The organism is Flavobacterium agricola (assembly GCF_025919725.1).
Classification (GTDB): domain Bacteria; phylum Bacteroidota; class Bacteroidia; order Flavobacteriales; family Flavobacteriaceae; genus Flavobacterium; species Flavobacterium agricola.
Genome location: NZ_CP081495.1, coordinates 375783 through 389981, shown reverse-complemented (window position 1 = coordinate 389981; position 14199 = coordinate 375783). Strand labels below are relative to the sequence as shown.

11 protein-coding genes and 1 pseudogene are annotated in these 14199 nt (G+C 34.7%); 7 read left to right on the top strand and 5 right to left on the bottom strand.

All coding sequences use genetic code 11. The features are described 5' to 3' along the window. Window position 1: 1 nt before the first annotated feature. The gene (locus tag K5I29_RS01915; RefSeq protein WP_264434177.1) at window positions 2-1057 is read right to left on the bottom strand and encodes an efflux RND transporter periplasmic adaptor subunit; all 1056 of its coding nucleotides are present in this window, start codon (window positions 1055-1057) and stop codon (window positions 2-4) included. 221 nt (window positions 1058-1278) lie between these two features. Between K5I29_RS01915 and K5I29_RS01910 the strand changes: the two genes are divergently transcribed. Next, window positions 1279-2604 (top strand): hypothetical protein, encoded by a 1326-nt coding sequence (locus tag K5I29_RS01910; RefSeq protein ID WP_264434176.1) that lies wholly within the window; start codon window positions 1279-1281, stop codon window positions 2602-2604. A 30-nt stretch (window positions 2605-2634) separates the two neighbouring features. Here the strand turns inward: K5I29_RS01910 and K5I29_RS01905 are convergent, their stop codons facing one another. The 3 genes from K5I29_RS01905 to K5I29_RS01895 form a co-directional block, all read right to left on the bottom strand. Then, the gene (locus K5I29_RS01905; protein WP_264434175.1) at window positions 2635-3408 is read right to left on the bottom strand and encodes an O-methyltransferase; all 774 of its coding nucleotides are present in this window, start codon (window positions 3406-3408) and stop codon (window positions 2635-2637) included. Next, complete coding sequence (locus K5I29_RS01900; RefSeq protein WP_264434174.1) at window positions 3408-5267, bottom strand: ABC-F family ATP-binding cassette domain-containing protein; 1860 nt, start codon at window positions 5265-5267, stop codon at window positions 3408-3410. The genes K5I29_RS01905 and K5I29_RS01900 overlap by 1 nt, the downstream gene beginning before the upstream one ends. 66 nt (window positions 5268-5333) lie before the next feature. Then, window positions 5334-6542 carry a Bcr/CflA family efflux MFS transporter gene (locus K5I29_RS01895; protein WP_264434173.1) on the bottom strand — a complete coding sequence of 403 codons (1209 nt, stop codon included), beginning with the start codon at window positions 6540-6542 and terminating at the stop codon, window positions 5334-5336. Between the two features lie 123 nt (window positions 6543-6665). On the opposite strand from K5I29_RS01895, the gene K5I29_RS01890 reads away from it, so the two are divergent. The 4 genes from K5I29_RS01890 to K5I29_RS01875 all read left to right on the top strand — a co-directional run bounded on the left by K5I29_RS01890 (window position 6666) and on the right by K5I29_RS01875 (window position 11344). Next, window positions 6666-7235: a cob(I)yrinic acid a,c-diamide adenosyltransferase gene (locus K5I29_RS01890; RefSeq protein WP_264434172.1), complete on the top strand. Its 570-nt coding sequence runs from the start codon at window positions 6666-6668 to the stop codon at window positions 7233-7235. Between the two features lie 126 nt (window positions 7236-7361). Next, a complete protein-coding gene (locus K5I29_RS01885; RefSeq protein WP_002986941.1) occupies window positions 7362-7583 on the top strand; it encodes a DUF2795 domain-containing protein in 222 nt (73 codons plus the stop codon). An 81-nt stretch (window positions 7584-7664) separates the two neighbouring features. Next, window positions 7665-10754 (top strand): preprotein translocase subunit SecA, encoded by a 3090-nt coding sequence (gene secA, locus K5I29_RS01880; RefSeq protein ID WP_264434171.1) that lies wholly within the window; start codon window positions 7665-7667, stop codon window positions 10752-10754. Between the two features lie 59 nt (window positions 10755-10813). Continuing rightward, window positions 10814-11344 carry a DUF4269 domain-containing protein gene (locus tag K5I29_RS01875; RefSeq protein ID WP_264434170.1) on the top strand — a complete coding sequence of 177 codons (531 nt, stop codon included), beginning with the start codon at window positions 10814-10816 and terminating at the stop codon, window positions 11342-11344. Here K5I29_RS01875 and K5I29_RS01870 read toward each other — a convergent pair. Beyond that, the gene (locus K5I29_RS01870; RefSeq protein ID WP_264434169.1) at window positions 11341-12021 is read right to left on the bottom strand and encodes a TrmH family RNA methyltransferase; all 681 of its coding nucleotides are present in this window, start codon (window positions 12019-12021) and stop codon (window positions 11341-11343) included. The two genes, K5I29_RS01875 and K5I29_RS01870, sit on opposite strands and share 4 nt — an antisense overlap. Before the next feature lie 47 nt (window positions 12022-12068). On the opposite strand from K5I29_RS01870, the pseudogene K5I29_RS01865 reads away from it, so the two are divergent. Both K5I29_RS01865 and purB read left to right on the top strand, forming a co-directional pair. Further along, window positions 12069-12762: pseudogene (locus tag K5I29_RS01865) on the top strand (SIR2 family NAD-dependent protein deacylase). Between the two features lie 76 nt (window positions 12763-12838). Further along, window positions 12839-14188, top strand: coding sequence for an adenylosuccinate lyase (gene purB / locus K5I29_RS01860; protein ID WP_264434168.1), 1350 nt, complete (start codon window positions 12839-12841; stop codon window positions 14186-14188). Window positions 14189-14199 lie beyond the last annotated feature (11 nt).

Genomic DNA, 14199 nt, shown 5'->3' with positions numbered 1-14199 from the left:
ATTATTTATTTAAGTTAACCGAAATGTTCTGATCGTGTCTTAACATCATAATTCCAGATGTAAGTAACGTATCGCCTGCTTTTAATCCTTCAATAACTAAAACATCTTTGTTGGTACGCGTTCCGGTTTCAACCATAACTTCTTTGGCTTTACCTTGCGAATAAACAAATACTTTTTTACCATTTTGAACCGGAATTAAAGCTTCTGCCGGAACCAACAACGCATCATTTAACGTAGTTAAAGGCAAATTAATATTAGCAAAAGAGCCCGGAATAAGTTCGTTATTTGGGTTGGCACAAATGGCTTTAATAGTTAAAGTTCGCGTCATTACATCAATCAAAGGTTCTACAGCAAAAACTTTAGCTGTATAAACTTTTGGGTTCCCCGTTACCGTGAAATTTAATTCGGTATTATTTTTAACTTGTGCAGCGTATTTTTCTGGAATTGAAAATGTAATTTTAATCGGATCTGCATTAACTAAATTGGTAATTGCAGTTGCTGGCGTAATATAACTACCAGCCGAAATGTTGCGTAAACCAATGGTACCCGAAAATGGTGCACGAATTGTTGTTTTATCTAATTGCGCCTGAATAATGTTTAAAGCACTTTCTGCCGTTAAAAAATCGGTTTCAGAAAACTCAAATTCTTCACGACTTATCGCTTCCTTTTCAAGCAATAATTTAGCACGTTTTAAATTTTCCCAAGCCAATTTCATTTTATTTTTTGCCTGAGCAACTTGTGCTTTTAATTCGGTATCAACCAATTTTACAAGCACTTGCCCTTTAGCAACCTGAGTTCCTTCTTGAAAAGAAATAGCCGAAACCAATGCCGAAACTTCGCTGTGAATGGTTGTTTCTTCATTAGCTTCAAGCGTTCCGCTAACCGTTAATTCGTCATTAAAAACTTGTGCTTCTAAAACCATAGCACTAATTGCAGCGCTTTTAGGAGCAGCTTTGGCTCCAGCCGCAGCTTGACTATTTTTAGAAATGCGATAAAAAATTAGCGCAAGCAGAGCAACGAGTAATAATACAATTAAAAATGTGGACTTTTTTTTCATGTAATAAGTGAGTTAGTATTTATAGTAGTATATAGTGAATATTAAATTTGAATAAAACAGATAACCAGCAATTGCAGTTTAACGTTAAATTTTACGTATTTCCCGGATTTTAAAAATAAAAATCGAAAAAAAATGTTAATAGTATATCGTCAAATTTAACAGAAAGAGACGGATAAGGCAAACAATTGTGTTTTAATCTTAATAAAAAAATATAAAAGTAAATGAAATGTAAAATTTTGCACCCCGCAATATTGTGTTTGGCACTTTTACTACCCTATTTTGCATCGGCTCAGGATCAAAAAACAGATTCGGCACAAGTAAATTACGCGGAAGAATTTAAGCTTTTAAAAGAACAAGTTGCTGCACTACAAAAACAAGTAGAACAAAACACACAGAAAACCAAACAGAAATCTAATATTATAGATCGAACAAAAATAAGCTCGTTCGCTATTTTCAGAGTAGCTGAGTTGGATTGGAACCAAATTGTTTACAACCCCGAAACCAATTCGGGAGAACACATTCAATCTCGTTTTTGGTCACGTATTTTGGCTAATGTTTATTTAGACACAAAAATTACCGACCGATTAGATTATCGTTTTAGCGTGCAGGTTTTTCCTGGTTTTGCTTATGGTGGAGATGCCGATTCGAGATTAGCCATTTTGCTAGATGAAGTTTGGTTAAAATTTCGTTTTAAAGAAAATCAGTACATAAAAGTTGGGCGCCAGGATGCATCCGAAATTTGGCCCAATCAATCAGGAACGCAATTTGATTTTTGGCGCCATGATGGGGTAAGTTATCAATACAAAAAAGAAATGCCTAAAGCATTTAATTTTTACGGAAAAGCAGCTTTTTATATAGAAAGCTACCGCAATAACGAATCGTTTAAAAATCAAGGAAGTTTATATGGTTTCTCACTAAACTTAGAGCAAAATAACGATGACCGTATTTTTAGCATTAGCTCAGGAATTATAAAAGGCCAATCGTTAATGAACCGCTTTAAAAGCGATTTACAAAATGCATTTTGGGATGGCGATTTAGCACCCGATTATACCATTTCTGCAACCGAATTTATATACAAAATTAAACCTTTAAATAATTTGTCTTTAAAAGTAGATTATTACTATAATTTTAAAAATTATAAAAGCGGAATTCCATCATCTTTAATTACAGATGCATCCGGAAAAACATCGTTTGATTCAGGTTTTGATGCCAGCACGGCCCCCGATTTTAGTAACCAACGTTCGGGTGTTTACGTAGCTGTACGATCAGAATTGCCTTTTATTAGTAGAAAGTTAACCTTAAGCGGTGCTTATATGTACATGGAAAAATATGCAGCTTTAGATTTGTATGCACAATTTGATTTAGCCCGTTGGGCATCTACCAACTTAAAAGGTTATGAAGTTGTTTTATTATACAAATACAACGATAGAATTAGTTTTAGAAACCGAACCTTTTTTATGGAAGAAATTAAAGGTTTACACGGCATGGACCCGAGTTTTAGACGCGGAGGAAACCGCACCCGTTTTGACATTATTATAAACATATAAAAAAATCCAGCTATAAAAGCTGGATTTTTTTTATGTACGAATGGTAAAATGTTCTTTTTCTTGTTCGGTTCTAAAAAATACAAATCCCCACTGAAAGGTATCAATCGTAACGCAAACTTCAGGTTTATTTTTAATTATTTCCCAAGCTTCATTCATAGGTTTAGACCAATGAATATCATCAAAAATCCAAACCGAATCGTTATGTGCTGTAGGAAGCAATGCATCAAAATACGCTAAAGTTGCGTCTTTTTGGTGGTTGCCATCAAAATAAATTAAATCAAACTTTTTAGTTTCTAGTTCTTTAAAGCTTTGGGTAAATTCACCTATTTTAACCGTTGCATTATGCAAGTTAAAATGTTGCAAATTTTCTAATGCTGTAGCTGCGGTTTCTGGGCAACCTTCTAAACTTATTATTTCGGCATCCGAATTACCTGCAGCTAATGCGGCTGTTGCTAAACCTAAAGATGTACCAATTTCTAACACCTGCTTGGGTTTAAAATAGGCAGTTACCCGATATAAAAGTTCGGCACGTGCTTTAGTTATGCCAGCAGTTTTAGCAATTTTAGCAATTTCGCGCTGGTTGGTTTTAAAAATACGCGATCCAGCACCAAAATCGGTTACATGAATGGTATTTTTGTTTTGCAACAAACGGTTGCGATATGCTTGTAAAACCTTATACGCGGATTTGTTTTGCTTGTCGTAAAAACATTGCGTAACCAATTTAAAAACAAAGGGCGAATGTACCCCGTGTTGGTTGGTTGAGCGTTTTAAAAACTTAAAATAACCTTGTATAAGTGCTTTCATTATGCTTCCATTTTAGCAGAAAGTTCAAACCAACGTTCTTCTTTCTCTTCTAAATTTTCAATTACTTTTTGAAGTTCAATCGATTTTTTTTCAATAGCATCATCGGCAACTTTTCCGTCTGCAAATTCTTGTTCAATTAAAGTTTTTTTAGCTTCTAAATCTTTAATTTCACGTTCTATTTTAGAAAATTCTTTTTGCTCGTTAAAAGTTAATCCTGCTTTAACCGATTTTTCTTTTTTGTTTACTTTTTCTTTAGCAACCTCATCTTTTACCGGCTCGGCAGAATCTTCGTAAATTCTAAAATCAGAATAATTACCCGGAAAATCTTCTACTTCACCTTCGCCTCGAAACACAAATAAATGGTCAACAATTTTATCCATAAAATAACGGTCGTGCGAAACAACCAGTAAACACCCTGGATAATCTAACAAAAAGCTTTCTAAAACGTTTAAGGTTACAATATCTAAATCGTTTGTTGGCTCGTCTAAAATTAAAAAGTTTGGATTCTGAATTAAAACGGTACATAAATATAAACGTTTTAATTCGCCACCGCTTAATTTTTCAACATAATCGTGTTGCTTTTTACGGTCAAACAAAAAGCGTTCTAAAAGTTGCCCTGCAGAAAGTAATCGACCTTTAGAAAGCGGAATATATTCGCCAAATTCTTTAATAATATCAATTACCTTTTGGTTGGGTTTTGGGTTAATTCCGGCTTGGGTATAATAGCCAATTTTAATGGTTTCACCAACCACAACTTTACCTGCATCGGGTTGCATGGTTTGGGTTAAAATATTTAAAAAGGTAGATTTACCAGTTCCGTTTTTACCAATAATTCCGATGCGTTCACCACGTCCAAAATTGTAGGTAAAGCCGTTTAAAATAACTTTGTCGTTAAATTTTTTGTGCAGATTATGTAATTCTACAATTTTACTACCCATGCGCTCCATGTTGATTTCGAGTTCAACCTGATGTTCAATACGGCGTTGGCTGGCTTTTTCTTTAATTATGTAAAAATCGTCTTGACGAGATTTAGATTTGGTTGTTCGCGCTTTTGGTTGGCGGCGCATCCATTCTAATTCTTTCGTAAATAAGTTTTTGGCTTTATCTACCGAGGCTTGTTCGGCAGCAATACGCTCTTCTTTTTTATCTAAATAGTACGAATAATTCCCTTTATATTGATAAATTATTCCGTTATCTAATTCTATAATTTCATTACAAACGCGCTCTAAAAAATAACGGTCGTGCGTTACCATAAACAGCGTAATGTTTTCTTTAGCAAAGTAATTTTCTAACCATTCAATCATTTCTAAATCCAAATGGTTGGTTGGCTCGTCTAAAATTAACAAATCAGGTCGGCTAATTAGAATAATGGCTAAAGTCAAACGCTTTTTTTGACCACCAGAAAGATTTTTTACTTTCAGTTTTAAATCGTCTAATTTTAGCTTTGATAAAATTTGTTTGTACTGGGTTTCAAAATCCCAAGCGTTGTACAAATCCATTTGATCGAAAGCGCTTTGAAACGTTTTTTCATCTTCCGGATTTAAAACCGCTTTTTCATAACGTTCAATTACTTTTAAAATTTCGTTATCTGATGCAAAAATACTTTCTTCAATAGTTAATTCGTTTTGCAAATCGGGTTCTTGCGATAAGAAGGCAACATTAATATCTTTACGAGTAACTACTTGCCCCGAATCGGGCGAATCTTTACCGGTAATAATGTTTAAAATAGATGTTTTTCCGCTTCCATTTTTTGCTACAAAAGCAATTTTTTGATCTTTATTGATGCCAAACGAAACGTTTTCGAACAAAACGCGTTCGCCATAAGCTTTAGATATATTCTCGACTGATAAGTAATTCACAATAGTAGTATTTGTAGCAAAAATAGGCTATTTTTTTGTCATTTAGAAGTTCCTGTAATTTACGCTTTAAACCCCGCGTAATTGATATCCTTTTTTATTAAAATAATACCACAAATAAATACTTAATGCCATGGCAATTACAATAACAAAGCCCAAACGCTGAATGTTTGTACCAAATGGCAAGGCAGCCAACATCATGCCCATTGCGCCCAATCCGGTATTTGAAAAATTAATAATGGATGCAGCACCGCCCGAATTCATATTATCTTGCCCTAACAAAACGTTTGAAGCGAACGAGCGTAAAAAGCTGTTACTAAACGTTACGGGTGCAAAAGCAATTAAAAATAAATAAGGAGATAAAGTACCAATGGTAAACAATAAAATACTAGAAAGTACAATACCACCAAAAGCAATTTTTACAATTTGTTTAGGGGTTACTTGATGACGAACAGCCAAGTAAACCCTTGGCCCAACTAATAAAAGTAACGAATTTACTGCAAAAAACAAGCTGTATTCGGTTCCGTTTAACTGAAACCAATCAATATAAATATAAGAACTTAACGATAAAAAAGCCATATAAACTACAGACGGACCACCCATAGAAACCAAGAAAACCATAAAAGGTTTATGAACTAAAATGTGTTTCAGTGATAAAATGCTTCTAAAAACAGAATCTTTTAATTTGGTTTCTGGCGTTAAGGTTTCGGTTAAAAACAAAGCGATTATAAAGGCAATTAAAGCAAAAAAAGCTAAAACCGTAAAGGTTACATGCCATGAAAAAAATTGAATAATTTGCGCACCAACCAACGGCGCAACCGTGGGTGCAAAAACGCCTAACATTTGCAGCAAAGCAATAATTTTTGGGCGTTCTTCGTGCGAAAAACTGTCTTTAACCATAGCGGTAGAAACTGAAATCATTCCCCCTGCTCCTAATGCTTGAATAATGCGAAACAAAATAAGCATTTCTACATGTTGGGCAACCGAACATAAAACCGAAGCGATTCCGTAAACTAAAATTCCGCCAAGTAAAATGGGTTTGCGTCCAACTTTATCACTAATTGGTCCAATAAAAAGCATGCCAATAGCAAAACTGATAAAAAAACCAATTAATGTGTAGTTTAAAACAGATTCGGTAGTATTAAAATCCACAATCATTTGCGGTAAGCCCGATAAATACAAATCGATTGACATTGGGCCAGTCATATTCAAAAAAAAGATTAAGGTTAGTAATCCTTTTTTACCCAATTTGGGTTGCGGAGCAAGTAATTCATTCATGCAGCAAATGTAATACAGATTTTAAAACTAAAAATTAGTAAAGCCAAGAATAACAAGCAATTTTGATATTAATTTTAAAACCAGAAAAAAAGTAATACTTTTATCTTACTTAAAGCCATAAACATGAAGGTATATACAAAAACAGGAGATAAAGGAACAACTGCCTTATTTGGTGGGCAACGCGTACCAAAAAATCATATTCGAATTGAAAGCTACGGAACAACAGATGAACTAAATTCTTACATTGGATTAATTCGTGATCAAGACATAAACCCGGCGTATAAAAATGTTTTGATCGAAATTCAAGACCGCTTATTTACCGTTGGGGCTATTTTGGCTACTCCGGTTGAAAAAGAAATTTTAAAAAACGGACAACCGCGTTTAAACATTGCTCGCATTTCGGAACAAGATGTTGCTTTTTTAGAAAATGAAATGGATACCATGGATGCTGCCTTACCCCCTATGACACATTTTGTTTTGCCTGGCGGACACACCACGGTGTCATATTGTCATATTGCGCGTTGCGTTTGTCGTCGTGCCGAGCGTTTATCGACCGAATTAAGTCAGTCAGAAGAAATAGATCCGATGGTAATTATGTATTTAAACCGACTTTCTGACTATTTATTTGTATTGGCACGAAAGTTGTCTTTTGATTTAGGAGCTGACGAAATTAAATGGATACCAAGAAAATAATTAAATTATTTTTTTATTCCTCGCAGTAAAAATAACGTTCTTAAATTTTTTTTAAATAAAACTTTTTTTTACTTGTTTTTTTCAGTATAAAATTTATTTTTGCATAAAACTAAAATTGATTAAGAAATGTATTGGACATTAGAATTAGCATCTTATTTAAGTGATGCTCCTTGGCCTGCAACTAAAGACGAGCTTATTGATTACGCGATTCGAACTGGTGCTCCGTTAGAGGTTGTTGAAAATTTACAATCAATAGAAGACGAAGGAGAAATCTATGAGTCTATGGAAGAAATTTGGCCTGACTATCCGACCGACGAAGATTATCTTTGGAACGAGGATGAGTATTAATATAAAATACCAATAAAAAAAGTCTCATTCTGCGAGACTTTTTTTGTTTTATCATATCTATTTAAATAACAAAAAACTATTATGAGCTTAATAAATGCTATTATAAAGGCTTTTGTTGGTGATAAATCGGAAAAGGATGTAAAAGCCATTCGACCTATTATCGAAAAAGTTAAAAAATACGAAAACGAATTTCAGTCGTTAAACAACGACGAGCTACGTGCTAAAACCGTTTACTTTCAAGATTTAGTTAAACAAGCACGTGCAGAAAAAGATGCTAAAATACAATCGCTTAAACAAGAAATCGAAGCTACTGACGATTTTGACAAACGCGAAGACATTTACGCTTCTATTGATGCGATTGAAAAAGAAGCTTACGAAATTAGCGAAAAGGTATTAACAGATATTTTACCAGAAGCATTTGCCGTAATGAAAGTTACAGCAGCGCGCTTTAAAGACAATCCAATTGTTACAGTAACAGCAACTGACAAAGATAAAGAATTAGCTCAAACCAAACCTTATATTACCATAGAAGGTGATAAAGCAAACTGGGCAAACACATGGGATGCTGCCGGACAAACCGTAACGTGGGATATGGTACATTACGATACTCAGCTTATTGGTGGTACCGTTTTACATCAAGGTAAAATTGCAGAAATGCAAACCGGTGAAGGTAAAACTTTAGTTTCTACCCTACCTGTATATTTAAATGCTTTAACCGGAAACGGAGTACACGTAGTAACCGTGAACGATTATTTAGCAAAACGTGATAGCTCTTGGAAAGCGCCAATTTTCGAATTCCATGGCTTAACGGTAGATTGTATTGATAACCACCAACCTAACTCACCAGGGCGTCGTGCTGCATATCAAGCCGATATTACTTACGGAACAAATAACGAATTTGGTTTCGATTATTTACGTGATAACATGGCTCATTCGGTTGAAGAATTGGTGCAACGTAAACACAACTATGCTATTGTAGACGAGGTTGACTCGGTTTTAATTGATGATGCACGTACGCCATTAATTATTTCTGGTCCGGTTCCACAAGGAGATCGTCATGAATTTAACGAGCTAAAACCAAAGGTTGATAGCATTTACCAATTACAACGTAACGTTGCTACAAACTGTTTAACAGAAGCTAAACGTTTAATTAAAGCGGGAGATACTAAAGAAGGAGGATTCCAACTTTTACGTGCTTACCGCGCTTTACCAAAACACAAACCTTTAATTAAGTTTTTATCTGAAGAAGGTGTTCGTCAAATTCTTCAAAAAACAGAAAACACCTACATGGCAGACAACAACCGTGATATGCCAATTGTAGATAAAGCTTTGTTTTTTGTAATTGAAGAAAAAAACAACCAAGTAGATCTTACAGATTTAGGAATTAAAGAATTATCTAAAAATACATCTGACGATTTCTTCGTGTTACCAGATATCGGTACCGAAATCGCAAACATCGAAAAGAAAAATTTATCTAAAGAAGATGAAGCAACCGAAAAAGAAGCTTTATATCAAGATTTTTCTATAAAATCAGAACGTATTCACACCATTACACAGCTTTTAAAAGCATACACATTATTCGAAAAAGATTCAGAATATGTAGTAATGGACAATAAAGTTATGATTGTTGACGAGCAAACCGGACGTATTATGGACGGGCGTCGTTATTCTGATGGATTGCACCAAGCTATCGAAGCGAAAGAAAACGTAAAAATTGAAGCGGCAACTCAAACCTTTGCAACAGTAACCTTACAAAACTATTTCCGTATGTACAACAAGTTGGCGGGGATGACAGGTACTGCGGTTACAGAAGCTGGAGAATTTTGGTCAATCTATAAATTAGATGTGGTAGAAATTCCGACAAACCGTAAAATTCAACGTCACGATAAAGAAGATTTGATTTACAAAACCACACGCGAAAAATTTAACGCTGTAATAGAAGATGTCGTACAATTATCAGAAGCTGGTCGCCCAGTATTAATTGGTACAACATCGGTTGATACGTCAGAATTATTAAGCCGTATGCTTAAAATTAGAGGTATTAAACACAACGTATTAAACGCGAAATTACATAAGCAAGAAGCGCAAATTGTAGCCGAAGCTGGTAAAGCAGGTATTGTAACCATTGCTACCAACATGGCTGGTCGTGGTACCGACATTAAATTATCTGACGAAGTAAAAGCTGCTGGTGGTTTAGCCATTATTGGTACAGAACGTCATGATTCACGTCGTGTTGACCGTCAGTTACGTGGTCGTGCAGGTCGTCAAGGAGATCCAGGATCATCACAATTCTATGTTTCGTTAGAAGACCAATTAATGCGTTTATTCGGATCAGAGCGTGTTGCAAAATTAATGGACCGTATGGGTATTAAAGAAGGTGAAGTAATTCAGCATTCTATGATGACCAAATCTATTGAAAGAGCACAAAAACGTGTAGAAGAAAATAACTTTGGGGTTCGTAAACGTTTATTAGAATATGATGACGTAATGAACGCACAACGTGAAGTAATTTACAAACGTCGTCGTCATGCCTTATTCGGAGAGCGTTTAAAAGTTGATATTGCTAATATGTTATACGATTTAGCAGAATTAATTACTGAAAACAACAAACCTACAAACGATTATAAAAACTTTGAATTTGAGTTGATTACAACCTTTGCTATTGGTTCGCCATTTAGCGAAGAAGAATTCAAAAAAATGTCGGCACAAGAATTAACTAACAAATTGTACCACAATTTAACTCAGGTTTACAAAGAGAAAAACGAACGTAATGCTAAAAATGCATTCCCGGTTATTAAAAATGTTTTTGAAAACCAAGGTGATCGTTTTGAGCGCATCGTGATTCCGTTTACAGACGGTCAAAAATCATTAAGCGTGGTAACAAACTTGCAAAAAGCTTTCGAAACAATGGGCCGTTCGGTTACAGACGAATTCGAGAAAAACATAACTTTAGCTTTATTAGACGAAGCGTGGAAAAAACACCTTCGTAAAATGGACGAATTAAAACAATCGGTTCAATTAGCTGTTCACGAGCAAAAAGATCCGCTTTTAATTTACAAATTCGAAGCTTTTAACTTATTTAAACGTACGTTAGACGGATTAAACAAAGAATTAGCCTCATTCATTTTTAAAGCTGATTTACCTGAAGCTCCGAAAGAAGCTGAAGCATAAAACAAAAAAGTCCACCAAATGGTGGACTTTTTTTATATTTACATTTTTGTAACCGCATTATGAATTTCAAATCAATCGCATATTTAAAAACCGGAAATGCCGTGCAACAAAAGGCATACAAAACCTTAACTGATTTGTGTTTTTTTGAAACATTTAAAAACTACGAACCGTTGTTGGTAGGCACCATTCCTATAGAAATTAATATTCAGAACAGTGATTTAGATTTAATTTTGTTTACAACCAACGTTCAGGAATTGGCGTTAAAACTTACCCAACAATACCAACATAAAGCAAATTTTAAACTAAAAATAAGCAACCTGGAACAACATATTTTGGTCTGTACTTTTACCTATCAGGATTTTGAAATCGAAATTTATTCGCAAAACATACCAACTACCAAGCAAAACGGCTATTTACACATGGTTAAAGAATATGAAATTTTAAAAGCCATGCCGCCAAGTTTTAAACAACAAGTTATTCAGCTTAAAAAACAAGGTTTAAAAACAGAACCTGCCTTTGCGCAACTTTTAAAATTAACTGGTAATCCGTATCAAAGCTTGCTTACGTATGTAATTCCTTCTAAAAATTAAACCAAAGCTTTTTGCTCTAAATAGCGTTGAGTAACAAAGTCAATATCTTTAATGGTTTTACGTGCCCAATCAATCTTTTTTTCTAAAACCTGAGCCGGTGTTAAATGCCAAGCAATGTCCGATTGCCTTAATTCATTGGTTAAATGCTGAATTATTATGGCTGCAGAAACCGAAATGTTTAAACTTTCTGTAAAGCCAACCATCGGAATTTTTAAAAAACAATCTGCCTGTTGCATAACTTCTTCAGAAAGGCCCAATTTTTCTGTCCCAAAAAACAATGCCGAAGGTTTAGTAATATCAAACGCATCTAAATTAGAATCGTTGGTATGCGGCGTTGTAGCAACAATTTGATAACCTTGCGCACGTAAGGTATTAATACAATCTTGATTGGAATTGTATCGATGAATATCTACCCATTTTTCGGCACCCATGGCAATTTCTTTATCAATGCGTTTGCCATATTTTGCTTCTACCACATGCAAATCCTGAACTCCAAAAACCTCACAACTACGCATTACCGCACTGGTATTATGTAGTTGATAAACATCTTCTACCGCAACGGTAAAATGTTTGGTACGGTTTTCTAAAACACGTTCAAAATTATTTTTTCTATTTTCAGTTATAAAGCCATGCAGGTATTCTAAATACGCTTCATCTTCAAATATATTATATGCCATTTCATTCAAAATAATTATCTTTCACAAAGATAACCAAATCTAAACGAATGAGAAATTTAGTTGTTTTATCGGGTGCCGGAATAAGTGCAGAAAGCGGCATTGCAACCTTTAGAGATGCAAATGGATTGTGGGAAGGACATGATGTGATGGAAGTTGCCTCGCCGCAAGGTTGGCGTAAAAACCCCGATTTAGTAAACCAATTTTACAACGCACGTCGGGCACAACTTAAAACCGTGCAACCCAATGCTGCCCATCAAATTTTAGTTGAGCTTGAGCAATACTTTAATGTAACAGTTATAACCCAAAATGTTGATAATTTACACGAACGCGGGCAGCAAAAACGTACTGCATTTGCATGGCGAATTAAACAAAGTTCGCCCAGTAAATAACGATGCTGTAATTTTAGATTGGGAAACCGATTTAACAACGCAAAACAACCACAACGGCGTACAACTTCGTCCACACATTGTTTGGTTTGGCGAAGCAGTGCCCATGTTAAACAAAGCCATTGAAATTGTAAAAACAGCCGATGTATTACTTATTGTAGGTACCTCAATGCAAGTTTATCCGGCAGCAAGTTTATACGAATATGCACCTAAAAATTGTACGATTTTTTATATTGATGCGAACCCTGCAAACGTAACCAATAAAACATACAACCTTACAACAATTACTAATTTAGCAAGCTTTGGCTTAGCGGAATTAAAACCAAAATTGATAGCAGAATTAGCAAATAACTAACATAATTTTAGGATAAATCCCTAAAAATCGCTATCTTTGTAGGTCTTCAAAAAACATAAACACAACAAACAACACAATGCATTTAAATGAATTATCTGCTATCTCACCGATTGACGGAAGATACAGAAACAAGACAGAATCATTAGCGCCATACTTTTCAGAAGAAGCACTAATAAAATATCGTGTTTTAGTAGAAATCGAATATTTTATTGCGCTTTGCGAACAAGGTCTGCCTCAGTTAGCTAATGTAAATCCAAATATTTTTCCTGAATTAAGAGCTATTTACAAAAACTTTACAACGGAAGATGCACTTTGGATTAAAGAAACAGAAAAAACGACCAATCACGATGTAAAAGCGGTTGAATATTTTGTAAAAAAAGAATTCGATCGTTTAAACTTAGCTCCGTTTAAAGAGTTTATTCACTTCGGGCTAACATCGCAAGATATAAATAATACGGCTATTCCGCTTTCTACTAAAGAAGCTTTTCAAAACGTTTACATGCCAACCTTAACTAAGGTAATTAGCAAACTTAAAGAATTAGCTATTGAGTGGAAAGATGTGCCTTTATTAGCACGTACACACGGGCAACCAGCATCACCTACGCGCTTAGGTAAAGAACTTTTGGTTTTTGTTGAACGTTTAGAACAACAAATTCGTTTATTATTCAACGTACCGTTCGCTGCTAAATTTGGTGGTGCAACAGGTAACTACAATGCACATGCCATTGCTTATCCAAACACAGATTGGAAAGCATTTGGAACCAAGTTTGTAGAGGAATATTTAGGTTTACACCACTCCTTCCCTACTACACAAATTGAACATTACGACCATTTTGCTGCTTTTTTTGATGGATTGAAACGCATCAACACCATTTTAATCGATTTAGATCGTGACATTTGGACATACGTTTCTATGGAATATTTTAAACAAAAAATTAAAGCAGGCGAAATTGGATCTTCGGCTATGCCACATAAAGTAAATCCGATTGATTTTGAAAATTCAGAAGGAAACTTAGGCATTGCTAATGCTATTTTAGAGCATTTAGCGGCTAAATTACCTATTTCAAGATTACAACGCGATTTAACAGATTCTACCGTTTTACGTAACGTTGGGGTTCCGTTTGGGCACATAATTATTGCTTTAGAAGCAACATTAAAAGGCTTAAACAAGTTATTACTTAACGAAGCTAAATTTATAGAAGATTTAGAGCACAACTGGGCTGTAGTTGCAGAAGCAATTCAAACCATTTTACGTCGTGAAGCTTATCCGAATCCATACGAAGCGTTAAAAGATTTAACACGCACCAATGCGGCGATTACTAAAACATCAATTCACGAATTTATTCAGAACTTAAACGTTTCTGAAGAAGTTAAACACGAATTGTTACAAATTTCGCCAACAAACTATTTAGGAATAACAGATTAATTTTAAATACA